15 protein-coding genes are annotated in these 16,490 nt (G+C 40.1%); 14 read left to right on the top strand and 1 reads right to left on the bottom strand.

Annotated features, from left to right (window positions below; genetic code table 11):
• Positions 1-108: 108 nt before the first annotated feature.
• Complete coding sequence (locus J2S11_RS13400) at positions 109-1,845, bottom strand: protein kinase domain-containing protein (protein ID WP_307395345.1); 1,737 nt, start codon at positions 1,843-1,845, stop codon at positions 109-111.
• A gap of 427 nt (positions 1,846-2,272) precedes the next feature.
• Between J2S11_RS13400 and J2S11_RS13395 the strand changes: the two genes are divergently transcribed.
• The 14 genes from J2S11_RS13395 to J2S11_RS13330 all read left to right on the top strand — a co-directional run bounded on the left by J2S11_RS13395 (position 2,273) and on the right by J2S11_RS13330 (position 16,464).
• Positions 2,273-3,088 (top strand): GNAT family N-acetyltransferase, encoded by an 816-nt coding sequence (locus tag J2S11_RS13395; protein WP_307395343.1) that lies wholly within the window; start codon positions 2,273-2,275, stop codon positions 3,086-3,088.
• A 38-nt stretch (positions 3,089-3,126) separates the two neighbouring features.
• Positions 3,127-4,137 (top strand): dipeptidase, encoded by a 1,011-nt coding sequence (locus J2S11_RS13390; RefSeq protein ID WP_307395340.1) that lies wholly within the window; start codon positions 3,127-3,129, stop codon positions 4,135-4,137.
• 74 nt (positions 4,138-4,211) lie between these two features.
• Positions 4,212-5,060, top strand: a complete 849-nt coding sequence (locus J2S11_RS13385) for a MurR/RpiR family transcriptional regulator (RefSeq protein ID WP_307395338.1) — start codon at positions 4,212-4,214, stop codon at positions 5,058-5,060.
• An 82-nt stretch (positions 5,061-5,142) separates the two neighbouring features.
• On the top strand, positions 5,143-6,276 hold the full coding sequence (menC, locus tag J2S11_RS13380) for an o-succinylbenzoate synthase (protein ID WP_307395563.1): 1,134 nt from the start codon (positions 5,143-5,145) through the stop codon (positions 6,274-6,276).
• On the top strand, positions 6,273-7,721 hold the full coding sequence (locus J2S11_RS13375; RefSeq protein ID WP_307395336.1) for a serine hydrolase domain-containing protein: 1,449 nt from the start codon (positions 6,273-6,275) through the stop codon (positions 7,719-7,721). The genes menC and J2S11_RS13375 overlap by 4 nt, the downstream gene beginning before the upstream one ends.
• 48 nt (positions 7,722-7,769) lie before the next feature.
• Positions 7,770-9,404 carry an ABC transporter substrate-binding protein gene (locus J2S11_RS13370; protein ID WP_307395334.1) on the top strand — a complete coding sequence of 545 codons (1,635 nt, stop codon included), beginning with the start codon at positions 7,770-7,772 and terminating at the stop codon, positions 9,402-9,404.
• Entirely contained in the window at positions 9,404-10,342 is a 939-nt protein-coding gene (gene nikB, locus J2S11_RS13365) for a nickel ABC transporter permease (RefSeq protein WP_307395332.1), read from the top strand. Before J2S11_RS13370 ends, nikB begins: the two co-directional genes overlap by 1 nt.
• Complete coding sequence (locus J2S11_RS13360; RefSeq protein WP_307395330.1) at positions 10,339-11,241, top strand: ABC transporter permease; 903 nt, start codon at positions 10,339-10,341, stop codon at positions 11,239-11,241. The genes nikB and J2S11_RS13360 overlap by 4 nt, the downstream gene beginning before the upstream one ends.
• 20 nt (positions 11,242-11,261) lie before the next feature.
• Positions 11,262-12,242 (top strand): ABC transporter ATP-binding protein, encoded by a 981-nt coding sequence (locus J2S11_RS13355; protein WP_307395328.1) that lies wholly within the window; start codon positions 11,262-11,264, stop codon positions 12,240-12,242.
• The gene (locus J2S11_RS13350; RefSeq protein WP_307395326.1) at positions 12,239-13,198 is read left to right on the top strand and encodes an ABC transporter ATP-binding protein; all 960 of its coding nucleotides are present in this window, start codon (positions 12,239-12,241) and stop codon (positions 13,196-13,198) included. Before J2S11_RS13355 ends, J2S11_RS13350 begins: the two co-directional genes overlap by 4 nt.
• Before the next feature lie 232 nt (positions 13,199-13,430).
• Entirely contained in the window at positions 13,431-13,868 is a 438-nt protein-coding gene (locus tag J2S11_RS13345; protein WP_307395324.1) for a hypothetical protein, read from the top strand.
• Positions 13,869-13,884: 16 nt separating this feature from the next.
• Positions 13,885-14,100, top strand: a complete 216-nt coding sequence (locus J2S11_RS13340) for a helix-turn-helix transcriptional regulator (protein ID WP_307395321.1) — start codon at positions 13,885-13,887, stop codon at positions 14,098-14,100.
• 88 nt (positions 14,101-14,188) lie between these two features.
• Entirely contained in the window at positions 14,189-14,521 is a 333-nt protein-coding gene (locus J2S11_RS13335) for a hypothetical protein (RefSeq protein ID WP_307395320.1), read from the top strand.
• A gap of 326 nt (positions 14,522-14,847) precedes the next feature.
• Entirely contained in the window at positions 14,848-16,464 is a 1,617-nt protein-coding gene (locus J2S11_RS13330; RefSeq protein ID WP_307395317.1) for an ABC transporter substrate-binding protein, read from the top strand.
• Positions 16,465-16,490: the final 26 nt, after the last annotated feature.

Genomic DNA, 16,490 nt, shown 5'->3' with positions numbered 1-16,490 from the left:
TATGTTAGACATTTTCTAACGAAGGAGGGGCAGTTCAGATATAGGGTAGTCTACTTTTTTGCAATGGATATTTGATACTGATAGAAGCAGTATACCAACTAAGCACAATTACTCCTCTAACATCCCGAGTGTCTTGGCCACGGCTACCGCCTTCATCCGCCGATCGACCTTTAGCTTATCAAAGATGTGCTTGACATGGGTTTTGACCGTTTCTTTTGTGATGGTTAACGCTTCAGCGATCTCCCCGTTTGAAAGGCCCTTAGACATAAGCTGCAGCACTTCTTCTTCCCTTTTAGTCAGGGAAAGCTTGTTAGTAGGCTGTTGTTCCCCTAATTCATTGAGATAGTTATGATATTCTCCTCCTACTGGGGATGAATGAGCATTTAAAGCAAATAGCGCCTGTAAGGTTAGGCTTCTTAAAACGTGAAAACGCTCTGGAGCGAAGCCATTATTGGTAAGTGTGTTCTCAATATACAAGAAGCCCATGATTTGTTCGTGTACCAGGACTGGTAAACAAAGCGCTGAACCGTTTTCCCGTCCTGAGGCACGAGTAGCTTGGCTATGAATACTCCTTTGCTCTTTTGCTTGTATCAATTCTTTTGTTCGCCAAGCTGTATGAACGAGCTCTTGTCTCACGCCTGGACAATTCTCTAGAGAGAGTCGATCAGACGAAGATACAATCCTATCGCGCTCAAGTCTTGCTTCTATCTCTACGTACAATCCACTGTTATGAATCGTAATTAACAGGCCCCTTTCAGCTCCTGCACTTTTGATGAGAAGCTGGACAAACCTCTCGGCCATACGCTTGCCCTGTGTATTCTCATTATAGATTTCAGACGCTAGAACAGTCGCTGCTAAATCTAACACTTGGGGGTAGCCAACAATTTGCTCGAAGAATGTTAAAGGGGGCTGAGTCGGTTCAAAAGCCTGACTGATCTCGGCTTCCTGTTGAGCAGAGGTGTTGGAACTCATTGGAACAGAAGAAGGTGATGGGGCCTTGTTACATTCTGGTGCTTCAAGAAAATCTTCTGTTTCCTCCGACAAATACAGGGCTATATCAGTTTGTAAAGCAAGCAGATTCGCATACCGTGCGTCTGGATCCTTAGCCAGCATGCGCATGACTATTTCTGAAAGCTTCTGGGGTATCTTTTGATTCACAGCATGTGGGGGAATAGGCGTTTGAGCAAGATGGGAGTGGGCCCAGTCCAGCGATCCAGTTTCCTGAAAAGGAAGCTTTTGAGTAAACAACTCATAGAACGTCATTCCCAAGGAGTAGATATCTGCTGTTATGTCAACGGTCTGGTTCAACCTACCCGTTTGCTCCGGTGACATATAAATCGGGTTTCCTTCCAGCTGTCCTTTGTCCTGAAACATCTGTTGTTTGATCTGGACGGCATAGCCAAAGCCAGTTAAAAATATTTGGTTCGTGTTGGGCTGGATGAGAAGTGTATCAGGTCTAATATTCAAATGAAGGATATTATGCTCGTGAAGCTGGTGTAGGCGTTGCACCACACGCATCAGGATAGACGCATACATAGCGACTGAGACTGAACCATTGGCAAAGTAACCCCTTAAAGTAGCTCCATGGATCGGTTCGTATTCTAGAATGATTTTATTCTTAAAAGTAATATAGGAGGTCGGTTTCAAGATCCCTTCCATCTCAAACTCACTTAGAAAGTTATACTCATGGATAAGCTTAGCGTTCTCAATCATGGTCCTGTTCCCATTTATAACCACCTTTAATAGCATGATTTTCGATGTTTTCTCGGAAACCGCATACCCAATCATAATGTAGGGGTCATGATAAATTATTTCTGTTATGGAATAGCCCGGTATCTCTATCAAGTCTCAACATTCCTTTATTAAGCGTACGTATTTTCAAAAGCTGTACAGTTGCTTGTTGTATTCGCATAACCAAGCCACTTCTTATCATAAAATATTTTTGTATCAAACATTAAAAATCCATTATTTCTAAATTATAAATGAAAGCATTTGAAATGAAAACAAGTCAAACTATCAAAACAGTTTAGCAGTTTAAGAATAGATTATCAAATTAATTAAGATTTGTTATTTTGGTAGGCTAGTATAGATCCATTTGTTTAGTACAAAATCAAAAGCTGATAATAAATGAATCGGAAATACATATTTAAAAAAGAATATTTATTATTGAGAAATATTTCTGACTATTATATAATATCAAAAAAGAGGATTTCCTTTTTTACTCGTATATTTAGAGAAAATCCTTCTAATTGAAGATAGGAGGACAAAGGAAATGACTAACAGTGAAGCTATTTTGTATTCAGAAGTGACCAGTCACCATGAGCTGCATCAAGTGGTGCAGTTACAGACTGAAATCTGGGGACAAGATGTTGTATCTCCACTTCCACAATTACTGGCTACTATTCATCATGGAGGAATCATTATTGCTGCTTTCAGCGAAGGGGAAATGGTCGGATTTAACTATGGCTTTCCAGGGGTTGAAGGAGATCATAAATACTTGGTTTCACACATGACAGGAATTGTTCCGGGATTTCAAAACAAGGGAATAGGCTTTGGTTTAAAAATGAAACAAAAAAAACTAGCGAGTTCGTTAGGCTATAAAAAAATCGTTTGGACTTATGATCCATTAGAAGCTCGAAATGGCTTCTTTAATATTTGCAAACTGGGTGCAAAGCCAACCAAATATCTGGAAGCTTATTACGGTCAAATGACAGATAAGATTAATAAAGCCCTCCCTGCTGATCGTCTTCTTATGGAGTGGTGCATCGATCAGGAGTTACATAAAGCACGTTCGGCAAAAAAACATGATGAGACGGTCTCTCCAAAAAAGTATGCTATTAAGATTAAAAATGGATCTCCATATGTTTATGACCTGGAAAAGATTTTACAAAATAGTCTGCCAATATACGTTACTGTGCCTAGCAACATTCACCAAATAAAAGAGGAAGATATTGAATTGGCCAAAGCTTGGCGTTTCACTATTCGTGAAGCTGTAAAGACATCATTTACACATGGTTATCGGATTACGAACATGGTGAAAAATGAGCAGGAATCCACTTACTCATACGTCCTTACAAAAAATGATTAAAAATATCTTCATGTCGAATTCAAAAGGAGAGTCATAACATGCCTCAGTTTGAAGGTCTAATTGTTGATGGACACTTTGATTTATTGATGGATGTACAAATTCAACGCGAAAAGGGCAGGAAAAAGGTAATTCTATCAGATTACTATTTGCCATTTAAAAAAGGAAACATTGATGTAATTATAGCGGCAGTTTTCATTGAAAATACATATCTGCCTGAAATGGCCCTACGTAAAGCAATGGGGCAAATCAGTGCGTTATATGAGGAGGTAAGCGAATCTCCTGATCATTTAATGATTTGCTATGATGGTCAGGATATGAAGCGAGCAAAGCAGGAAGGTAAGGTTGGATTTCTCCTTTCTTTAGAGGGGGCTGAACCAATTGGGACAGATCTAACCCTACTGCGAGTGTTTTATGAACTAGGGGTCCGTAACTTAGGGCTGGTATGGAGTCGTAGGAATGCTGTGGGAGATGGAAGCGACTTCAGTTCAGTGCAACAAGGAAATAAAAGTGGTGGTCTATCGAGGTTTGGTATAGAGGTGGTTGAAGAGGCTGAACGAATAGGGATCACAATTGATGTGTCCCATCTAAATGATGAGGGCTTTTGGGATGTAATGAAATACAGTACCAAGCCGGTCATTGCTTCACACTCAAACGCACGTGCCTTATGCATGGCGATGCGGAATATCACTGATAAACAAATCGAGGCCATTGCTTCAACTAAAGGAGTAATAGGTGTAAACGTGGTGAACATACTGGTCAGTCAACATGACGAACAGGCAACGATCGAAACTTTATTGGATCATTTGGATCACCTTATCAAAGTTGGGGGTATTGAGCATGTTGGCTTTGGGTTTGATATGTGTGATGAATTCATGAAATATGTGTCTCCAGATGCTTTGTCCGGCATGGAGAGGAAGCCTTTTGATGTAATCTCTGGACATCAATCGGTCCCACTTGTCATTAAAGGTTTAGCGGAAAGAGGTTATACAGAATCTCAGATACGATTGCTAGCAGGAGAAAACTTTCTAAGAGTTTTTTCAAAGAAATAATGGACTAGACAACCTCTTAGAGAAGTCTTCATATAGAAGTTTACTTAGTTTAACTCAGATGAAGGAGAGAAAAAGTGGATCAATTGAAAGAGAAGGTCTTAAATCAGTATGACAACTTATCAAAAGGACTGAAAAAGGTTGCCAAGCATTTTTTAAATCATCCAGCAACATTTGCGATGTATTCTGCCGCTCAAGTAGGAAAAGAAATAAATGTTGGGGAAACGACCGTCATCCGTTTCTGCCATGCTCTTGGATATCACCGTTTTAGTGATTTTCAAAAAGAGGTTAAGGATAAACTCCTCAATAACCAAAGCAGTTTAAATGAATACCATTCTGAAAAGAAAGGTTTAGATCACAATATTAACTTGGTCAAACAAATCATGTTCAAGGATGCTGAAGTGATCCAATCTACAGCTGAGAAAATGAATATAGAGGACTACCAACGTGCGATTGACCACTTGGAAAAATCGAAGCGGATTTTAGTTTCAGGGATGCGCTCTTCCTATGCTATGGCCCATTGGTTTGCCTTTGTTTTAGAGATATTTCGCGGAGACGTACGGCTGTTTCGACCAGATATGGACGATATCATTTTACGCTTACATGAACTAAATTCAGAGAGTACGCTAGTTGCGTTCTCCTTCCACCGTTATGCCATAGAAACTGTCAACATAGCGAAAGAAGCCAAAAACCAAGGTGCCTTTGTTATCGGTATATCCGATTCCATGGTTTCACCAATTCGAGAGTATGTTGATGTGCTATTTACAGTTCCATTACCGAAGCCTTCAACATTAGACGTTGGACCCGCTGTTTTTTCACTCATTAATGCTCTGGTAGCTGGTGTGTATATGAAAAATCCAAGTCAATTCGAAAAAAGAATGGAGCTTTACGATAAAGTGAAAATCAATCATTTTTTTGCAGAATAGGTCTATAGACTGGTCCTGAGAAAAGAAAAATATAAATCTAGAATGTGCCATAGAAGGAGGATTTAACTTGAATGATTTTCAGCTGCAGATAAAAAAAGTCACACTACATAAGCTATTTATGAAATTAAAAAGTCCATTTGAAACGAGCTTTGGCTTATTTAAAGATCGAGAATTTTTTGTCATAGAAGTGGAAGACGAAACCGGAGAAATTGGGTTCGGGGAATCGGTCGCTTTCGCTTTACCTTTGTATAATGAGGAAACCAACAAGACGGTTAAGCATGTGTTAGAGGATTTTTTAATTCCGCTTGCCATGGATAAACCGATTCATCATCCAGATGAGCTATCTGAACGCTTCAAAACAATCAAACGAAACTACATGGCAAAGTCAGCTATAGAAGGAGCCATTTGGGATTTATACGCCAAGCGCAGGCAGCAAACACTTGCAGAAACGATTGGGGGGGTGAAAAAGGAAATTGAAGTTGGGATCAGCATAGGCATTCAGGATTCAATTGAAGAACTGCTCAAAATCGTGGATGGGTATGTGAAACAAGGCTACAAACGCATGAAAATTAAAATTAAACCGGGTCGAGATTATGAATTGATACGTAAAGTGCGTGAGAAATTCCCAAATATCTCAATCATGGTGGATGCAAATTCAGCCTATACGCTAGATGATTTCTCAATATTTGCAAAATTAGATACCCTAGATTTGATGATGATTGAGCAACCACTTGCACATGATGACATCATCGACCACGCAAAACTTCAAGCAAAAATTAACACACCGATCTGTTTGGATGAAAGCATTCATTCATTAGAAGATGCCAAGAAAGCAATTGAACTGGGAAGTTGTAAAATTATTAACATCAAGGTCGGACGTGTCGGTGGCATAACAGAGGCCAAAAAAATACATGACTATTGCCAAAAGCACGGAATCGATGTTTGGTGCGGAGGAATGCTTGAATCAGGTATTGGACGGGCCCACAATGTAGCCATTAGTACACTCGCACAATTTACATTACCAGGAGATACAGCCGGGTCATCACGTTATTGGGAAGAAGACATCGTTGATCCTGAGATTGAGGTTAGAAACGGTGTAATTAGTGTTCAAGATTCTCCTGGTATTGGGCACAAGCTCAAGCGTTCCTTATTAGAATCATTGAGAACAGAAATGTTTGTTATTCAAAATAAAAAAATGAGGGAGGCAAAGCGATGAAAAGTCTAGCATTATCAAAAGCATTTGAGGAACATTACCAGAAGACGGTAGAAAAGCACCAAATTCCAGGGATTGTTCTTGGTCTAGCAACTAAAGGTGGATTGAGAGAGTTTAAGAGTATCGGATACCGGGACTATCATAAGCGCTTACCGTTTACGCCTGATACGGTGATCGGTATTGGATCCGTTACGAAATCATTCACTTGTATAGCCATTATGCAGCTACAGGAACAAGGCAAGCTAAGTGTGCACGATCCAGTCGTGAAGTACTTGCCCGAATTTAAGACTCCAAATGAAGAGTACACACAAGCCATGACCATCCACCATTTCATGACACACAGTGCCGGATTACCCCCACTGCCATCTCTTTTTGGAGCTATGAGACGATCATTGGAAAAAGATATTGATCCCAAGCCGAAAGATCCGGATAAGCCAGATCCATTTAGTCAACTGCCCTATATCGAGACATATGAAGAATTGATGGTGGAAATAGCAAAAGGGGAGTACGAACTCCTAGGTGAGCCTGGTAAACAGTTTTCTTACTCAAATGATTGCTATGCCCTTTTAGGCGCCATCATAGAACGAGTGAGCGGAGTCACTTATGAGGATTATCTAAAGCAAAACGTTTTAGAGCCGGCAGGAATGAAAAATAGTGTCTTTCATTTAGAAGAGTTAGACGGACATGAGGATATAGCTTCGATTTACAATAAATACGAGGACGATGGTAAATCGGTTATTTATGAATCTAACAACCCATGGGACGCTCCGTCCATGCGGGCAGCAGGCTTTCTTAAATCTACAGTCAATGACATGATCAAATATGGTGAAATTTTTCAAAACAACGGTAAGGTTGGGGATCAGCAGATTCTTACACCAGAAAGTATGGAAGCCATTATGACCCCGCATATTCAATGCGAATATAACCGGTATTATGGATACGGTGTCATGATAACACCAGACTTCTTTGGCTACAAGTTAATTGATCACGGGGGTTCCATTAAGGGTGTAGCTGCACAGTTCAATGTGCTACCTGAACTTGGAATCACAGGGATTTCCCTAACAAACCTTTCAGGTGTTCCATCGACTACCCTGCTGCAGCATGCCTACTATGATTTATTAGAGCAACCGCTTGACGATTCGCACTATAAGATTAATTTTATCGAATTAAGTGAGGATGAATTAAATGAATATGGCGGAACGTACGTATCAGGCGAAGGAGCAAGTTATACAGTACAGCTAGAGGATGGAGAACTTATCGCGGTGATTCCAGAGCAGGGAGAAATGGTATTGAAACCATTCGGGGATGGCTGGTTCTTTACACATCTTAGGGATATGGCTTTGACAGCTAGATTTTTCAGAGACGAAGAGAATAAGGTTTTTCGTTTGTCATTAGGATTTAGACTACTCAACAAATTGGATGAGAACGAAGCGTCAGCTCAAGAGTAATAAGACTAAGACAAAGGGTTCAAACAATGGACATGAGGTGGATCGTAAATGAAAAAATGGTTTTCTTTCTTCGTGGTAGCGATAATGGCCCTTTTCATAGCGGCTTGTGCATCTGATTCGGCAAAACCAGTAGACGGTCAGCGCGAGGAGCCAAGTCAGGTTAACAATAATGATGTTGAGGTTGGAGAAGCACAATCAGGTGGTGTGATTCGCATTGGTATTCCACAGGAACCAGACACACTTGATATGCACAGAACGAATATGGGAATTGCGAGCTTTATTGGAACCAATTTTGGTGGAGGGTTATTATCTGTACATCCCGAAACTGGTGAATTAGAGCCGTATCTTGCTGAGAGTTATCACGTCTCTGATGACGGGACAACGATAACGTTCACGCTAAAAGAGGGGATTACATTTCATGATGGAAGCTCTTTAACAGCTGGAACATATAAAGAGACTTTCGATCGTATTCTCCAACCCGAAACTGGCGTAGGAGTCGTAGCAAGTATGGTTGGTGATATCACTGAAGTATCAATCGTGGATGAATATACATTTGCCCTACATTTAGCTCAGCCGTCTGCACCCCTTCTTCGAAACTTAGCCATCGCTTCTTATTTACAGCCGCTTCCTCTCGATATTGGAGAAGGTTTTGGTCGATTGCCAGTAGGAGTTGGGCAATATCGGTTTGTAGAATGGAACACGGGACAATCCATTAAACTAGAGCGTTATGATGACTATAATTGGGGACCTGCACACTATACGAATCAAGGGACAGCCTATCCAGATGAAATAGAGTTACGAATCATACTAGATAATCAAACGATGTTAACAGCGCTAGATAGTGGGTCAATAGATATAGCGTATAGTGTTTCGCCGCGTGATGCAGAGCGTTATCGATCCAACGAGAACTATTACATCGTTGAGGAGGAAATTCAAGGTATTGGACTGTTCATGCAGATGAATACGGAAAATGAAATCCTTCAAGACACTAACGTTAGACGGGCACTGAATATGGCCATTGATAAAGAGGCCATTATTCAAGCAGTGCTTGGTGGACAAGGTTCTCCAGCACATGGTCCCCTCTCTTCAACCACTTTTGGTTATGATCCCGAAGTGGAAAATTATAGTTACTCTTTTCATGCAGATGAGGCCATTGCCTTACTTGAACAAGCAGGTTTTGAAATGAACGCAAGAAATGTATTAGAAAGAAACGGACAACCTCTTTCATTCGAATTGTCTTCAATGGAGGGACATAACCAAGCTGCACAAATCGTTCAAGCCATGCTAAGACAAATCGGTATTGAAGTAAATATCCAATCCTATGATGCAGGAACATTAATTGAACGTGTTTCACAAGGGGAATTTGAATTGTCTTTTTTGACCTACGCCTACCCTGATCCAGACATTCTCTATAATTTCTTTCATTCAAGCATGATTAACGTTATGAACCATGTCCGTGTATCAAATGAAGAGCTAGACACCTTGCTTGAAGCTGGAAAAGTAACTATGGATCCAAACGACAGACAAGCCGTATATGCTGAGGCTCAACAACTGATCGTTGAGGAAGCTTATTGGGTACCGATATATACAAACAAAGTCTTTCATATTGTAAAGCGTAATGTTCAGAATGTGAAGATGGTTGAAAATACAATGCTGTTGCATGATAGTTGGGTGACCCCATAATGAAGCCATTCATTGTGAACAGGATCTTTAGTGGGATATTTGTCATTCTTGGTCTATCAGTCTTCTCATTTCTACTGATTCACCTCGTTCCAGGTGATCCTGTTCGCATTATGCTTGGGATCAATGCAACACCAGAAAGTATCGAGAATTTGACGAATCATTTGGGGCTAAATGAGCCCCTTTTGATTCAATATTTTCAATATATTTCAAATGCTTTTCAAGGTGATCTGGGCACCTCACTTAAATCTGGAAGACCTGTCTTAGTAGAAATCCTTGAACGATTCCCTGAAACGATGAAGTTAGCTATCTCCGGAATGACGATTGCTGTGGTTGTAGGAATTACGATGGGGGTAATGGCAGCCAAATATAAGGATAAATGGGTAGACACTCTATTCACAGGTTTGGCGACACTGGGTATTTCCATTCCAAGCTTTTGGTTAGGAATATTATTAATTATTGTATTTACTGTGAATCTTGGATGGTTCCCAATTGCAAGTGGGACAGGAGTTAGAGACTTGGTGTTGCCGGCCTTCACGCTCGGTGTACTCGCCTCAACAATCATTAGTCGGATTACTCGTAACGGTATGGTTGAAGTCCTTTCTAATGAATACATAAGGACGGCAAGAGCAAAAGGGTTAAATGAAAGGTATATTTTGTATCAGCATGCACTAAGAAATGTGTTGATTCCACTTGTCACGTTAATCGGTTTGCAATTAGCCTCCCTTCTAGGTGGAACTGTCATTATTGAGACGGTATTCAACTGGCCAGGACTCGGAACTTTAGCCGTGGATGCGATTATGTCTCGGGACTTCCCGTTAATTCAAGGGACGATACTGTTTATGGGTGTCGTTTATGTCACAATCAATATTTTAGTCGACGTTTTATATGGCGTGATTGATCCGCGTGTTGAGTTGAATACGAAGGAGGGAAGAAAGTGAGTCATCCAGCATACGATCTGAAGCAAAATCAGGAGTTGATGACTCAGAAACATCCTCCTATGAAAATTTCTCACAATGTGTTGCGGAAAATGCTTAAGAACAGGCGAGCGAAAATATGTTTATCCTTCATGCTATTCATTGTGTTGATTGGTATATTCGCACCTGCCATTGCTCCCTATCACCCGGAAGAGCCTTTTTACCATAAAATTTTGGAGGCTCCAAGCAAAGAACATTGGCTAGGAACGGATAGTATTGGACGTGACGTGTTATCAAGATTGATCTATGGGGTTCGGGTTACTTTGTCCTATGCCACACTAGCCGTGTTTATTACGTTTTCGATCGGTACGATGATCGGGGTCGTCGCTGCTTACGTAGGCGGAATAATCGATAACATTTTGATGAGGATTATGGATGTGTTTTTAGCACTACCGAGTATTATGCTTGCTTTAGCTATTGTAGCCATATTAGGACCGAGTTTAACGAATGCCATGATTGCAGTCGGAGTCGCTTCAATTCCAGGGTTTTCTCGTATTATTCGAGGTGCATCAATTACGATTAAATCGACCGGATATGTTGAAGCAAGTAAATCAATTGGCAGTTCTACACTCTGGATTTTGAGGCGTCATTTCCTTCCCAATATTACGAGTGTACTAATTGTATACACCATGTTATTTATCGGGATTGCCATCTTGGAAATTGCTGCGCTCAGTTTTATTGGGTTAGGTGCTCAACCGCCTACTGCAGAATGGGGAGCTATGCTGAGTGAAGGGAAAAGTTATATTTTCGATGCCTGGTGGCTTTCTACGTTTCCAGGTTTGCTGATTACGATGGTTGTATTTGCCGTAAATTTCCTAGGTGACGCATTAAGAGACTTATTTGATACAAAATCATCAGGTTAACGATGAGGGATGTGAATAAATTGACAAAATTACTAGAGGTTCGAGGCTTGACTACACAATTTGAAACGAGTACTAGCACTCTTACCGTCGTGGATCACATAGATTTTACAATTAAAAAAGGGCAGATTCTAGGTATTGTTGGGGAATCAGGCTGTGGTAAAAGTGTCACATCATTATCGATCATGCAGCTTCTTGGAAGTAAAGGACGTGTATCAGATGGTCAAGTCATTTTTAAGGGTCAGGATTTAGTTGGATCTAATGAAAGAAGCTTGAGGACGATTCGGGGGAAAGAGATTTCCATGATCTTTCAAGATCCTATGACGTCTTTAAATCCTGTGATAACCATTGGTCGCCAAATTGGAGAGGTCATCGAAAAACATGATGGGATACATGGTAAGCAGCTAATAGATAGAGTGATCGACTTAATTAGGTTGGTCGGCATACCAAATCCTGAAAGAATCTATAAAGAGTATCCCCATCGTCTATCAGGTGGCATGAAGCAAAGGGTGATGATCGCTATGGCCATTGCCTGCCAACCTTCTTTGGTGATTGCAGATGAACCGACAACGGCCCTTGATGTCACGATTCAAGCCCAAATTTTAGATATTTTAAGGAGTTTAAGAGATGAATTGGATGTGTCCATTTTACTCGTTACTCATGATCTAGGTGTTGTAGCCGAACTGTGCGATTCCGTTGTAGTGATGTATGCAGGACAAGTGGTTGAATCTGCAGATACACGGACATTATTACGTGAACCCAAGCACCCCTATACAAAAGGGTTAATTCAATCAACACCACACCAATCAAAAGGGGAGAGACGATTAAAATCAATTCCTGGACAAGTGCCAACACCTGAACAATACCCAATTGGCTGTCGTTTTGCAGATCGTTGTAACCATGTGATGGATAGGTGTCGAGTGCAGGATCCACCGCTTCAAGTATTAGAGGATGTATCGGAAGTAAAATGTTGGCTATATTCCGAAGTGGAGGGATCCGAATGAGCTTAACTCTATTAAAAATAAGTGATCTTGAAAAGAAATTTAAAATGAATAAAAGCTGGTTTCAAGCACCTCAATATGTTCATGCTGTGAATGGTGTGAATTTGACTTTGAATAAGAATGAAACACATAGTATTGTCGGTGAATCCGGTTCTGGAAAATCGACTACCGGTAGATGTATATTGAGATTGATTGAACCAACAAGTGGAAAAGTAGAATTTGATGGTATTGATATCACAACATTAACTAAAAAAGAAATGAAAAGAATGCGAAAGGATATTCAAATGGTTTTTCAAGACCCGATGGATTCCATGAACCCAAGGCTGACGATTAAAGAAATACTGTCAGAACCATTGATTGCGAATAAAGTGCCCAAGAAAGAACACGACGAGAAGATTCTTGAGACGATTCAATTAGTTGGACTATCTGACATGCATTTATCGCGATACGCTCACGAACTCTCAGGCGGACAGAGGCAACGAATCGGGATAGCTCGAGCTATTATATTAAGACCAAGAGTCATTATATTAGATGAACCAGTATCTGCACTCGATGTATCCGTACAATCGCAGATATTAAATTTATTACTGGATCTTCAAGAGGATCTCGATTTATCTTATTTGTTCATTTCACATGATTTAGGTGTGGTAGAGCATATAGCCGATAAGGTAAGCGTCATGTATTTAGGACAAGTCGTTGAAACATCGACAAAAGAGAATGTTTTCAATAACCCTCTTCATCCATACACAAAGGCATTAATCTCTGCTATACCAAAAACAGATCCAGATGAAGAAAAAGAGAGAATTCTCCTAAAAGGTGAGCTCCCATCGCCGACAAACCCACCAACGGGCTGTAAATTTCATCCGCGTTGTGAGTTTGCCATGGACATTTGCAAAGAGATTAAACCGTCGTCTAAAGAGGTTGAAGGAAATATTGTTGCGTGTCATTTATATGAATAGAAAATCGGATCGGATACTAAGCACAACACAGTTTTATTTGCGGTAAACTATAAAAAGTATGAGAATGTAAGCTCTTCAAGAATAGGATACACCGTTACAGGCTGAGATGGCTTGGCGGTGTATTTTTATATTTGAAATAAATAGAAGCCTGCCTCGTTGACAAGTAACCTAAAGGTGATAAAATGAGTAGTATAGGTTACATTTATGCTATTGAACTAGGAGGAGATATTAGTTGATATCTGAAATCACTCTGCTGGAAAGGAAAAGAACAAGAGGCTTGATTGGGTCCCTACTCGGTTATATGGTCTGGCTATTGCCCGTGCTGGCTAACAGTTTAAATGATGGGCGGTTGTGGCAGCTAACGGGATGGGGTGCGGTTATTTCTGGCCTTGGTGGGCTTGTTTGGACGTTTTATCTTATTCGTATGGTACAGCTATCATTAGCGGTTCGAAAAAAACGTAAGCTGGTGAACGCCTTAAACAATGAGTATTATCAACTCATTCGTTTAAAGAGTTTTATGGTAGGGTTTTGGGTGCTCATAGGTGTAAGCACTATTCTACTCGGTTTAAGCCAATGGATTCAGTTAAACATTGAATTTGTTTTGCTCACTTTTCTTTTTACTGGAGTTGTTACTACACTTATCTCTTACCTAATCTTTGAAAAAGAATGAAAATGAGGTTCAATCAATGAATGAAGACTATCTAGAAAATCTGTTAAAGGTGCATAGGGCAAAGCATAATCTTACCCAGGAACAACTGGCAGAATTGATTGGAGTGACAAGAAAAACAATTAATACGATTGAAAATGGCAAGTTTATGCCAAGTGCTATATTAGCAATTAAATTAGCTAAGGTTTTTGAAGTAGCAGTGGAGGAATTGTTTATTCTCAGATCTCGCGAGTGATCAAAATGACACATTAAAAAAGTTGATGCCATAAGGAAGGGAATATGAAAGCCATAACTGAAATTTATTGTGAAGGGGGTGGATTTTTATGATGATGTATGAAGTAATGAATTCTAAGCTATCAGAAGAAGAAAATCTTGATGTTAATGATGTAGTTCAAGAAATCGAAGAGGTTATTTCCGAATTTCAGCTTAAAGTTACCCAGAAGACAACACTTTCTAAGATGCCTGGTTCCATCCATTATCATCTAAAGAAAGGCAATGTAGCTGGTGTTCTTGAAGTAACATATTGGCCAAAAAAGAAAAGCTTAATTGTCGATATACATGACAATCGATTAAAGGAATGGAATATGGAATTGATTCTTCCGTTTTCTGAAGCATTAGCAAAACGTTTTTCTGGAGTGGTGCAGCCTAAGGTTTAATAACATAGCGATATCTGTCACAGTAGAAGCATAAAAATATTCAATAGCTTCGCTTGTGCTAAAACCACAATTGATGCAATTGAAGTGTATTTGAGGGCTGTAATACTTGCTTTGAGGCAGGCTGTTACAGTCCTTTTTTATACCCCCTAATTATGACATATGTTTACATTGACAAAAAACGAGGATTCAAGTAGTATTTCAATATTCATTAATTCTTATGCGTTTAGTTGGTTTTGTTTAATAAGATACTTACTTATTTATGTTTAATTCATTGTGCTCTTACAATGTAGGGGACTAAAGACTTGATTACAAGGGGAGAAGAGAAAATGAACATCATTAAGAAGTCAGGCTGGATCGTACTTACGCTGTTTTTTGTACTGGTATTGGCTGCGTGTGGTAGTAATGCTTCTACTGATTCTAACGACACGGAGAACACACCATCCACTAGTGAATCAGTAAATGGTAATGAAAACACTGAGTTGGAGTACAAAGATGATCTGAATATTGCCTTGACCGCCCAACCTCCGACATTAGATACTCCGATTACGGTCTCAGCTGTAGCCCTAGATACAGCTGGTAATATTTTCGAACAGTTATTTACACTCAATGCTGATTACGAGCCAGTACCAGTATTAGCTGAATCGGTGGAAATTAGTGACGATGGGCTAACCTATACGTTTCCACTACGTCAGGGAGTCAAGTTCCATAACGGCAAAGAAATGGTTGCAGAGGATGTCGTCGCTTCAATGAATCGCTGGCTAGTGAATTCATCTCGTGCTAAGACATTACTTCCTAATGCAAATTTCGAGGAGATTGATCCGTACACAGTTAAGCTAACAGTTGAGGATGCGACTTCAGATGTCCTTATTTTATTATCAGCTCAAGCTCAATTTGGTTCCATCGTACCAAAGGAAATTATTGATTCAGCATCAGCTGAAGGAATTACTGAATACATCGGAACTGGTCCATATAAATTTGAGGAGTGGAGGCAGGATCAATATATTCATCTCGTTCGGTTTGATGAGTATCACAACTCATTGCAGAATGATCCAAGCGGCTTTGATGGGCGTAAGGAAGCACCAACAGAAAATCTGTACTTCCATTTTGTAACGGATCATTCTACTCGTATTGCTGGTATTAAGACAGGACAATACGATGTAGCAGATAGCATTCCACTTGAAAACTATGATGAGTTAGTTGCGGATAACAATCTAGATGTTCAATCCTTTCCTGGTGGTGCTCTGACTGCTTTCTTCAACACATCAGAGGGCTTACTTGCAGATGTAAACATTCGTCAAGCGATACTCGCAGCCTTTAATAATGAAGAGATTATGTTGGCTAGCTTTACTAAGCCTGACCTATATACTCTGCATCCAGGCTATTTAAATCAAAATCAGGTTCAGTGGTCAAATGAAGCAGGTGCTGAATATTACAATCAAGCTGATCCAGATAAGGCGAAAGCGTTGTTGGATGAGGCAGGCTATAACGGGGAAGAGATTACGCTTCTAACAACAAGAGATTACAATGAAATGTATACAGCTACGTTAGTTATTCAGGAGCAGCTACGTCAGATTGGAATGAACGTTAAAGTTGAAAACTATGATTTTCCTACCTTCCTAGAGACGAAGAATGACACCAGTAAGTGGGATATTTTTGTAGCTAGTACAGGTTACCAGTTAACACCACCTCAGCTCTTGGCTGTAAACCCGGACTGGGCAGGATTGGATAACGAGACAGTAAAGCAAGCTCTTATTGAAATTCGCTCTGCTTCAACACCAGAACAAGCTAAAGCAGAATGGGAGAAGCTACAGGGCTTCATGTATGAACATGCTTCCTCTACAGTAATCGGACATTATAACGGAGTGGTAGCTATTAATAAGGACTTAGAAGGCTTTGAGCTTTATGAGGCTCCAGTTGTTTGGAATGCCAAGCTACCAAAATAAACAAGACAGTTACTAGACTGAAAAAG

Source organism: Bacillus horti (genome assembly GCF_030813115.1).
GTDB classification, from domain to species: Bacteria; Bacillota; Bacilli; order Caldalkalibacillales; family JCM-10596; genus Bacillus_CH; species Bacillus_CH horti.
The sequence above is the reverse complement of the archived record's forward strand: the minus strand, read 5'-3'. Positions and strand labels throughout refer to the sequence as shown.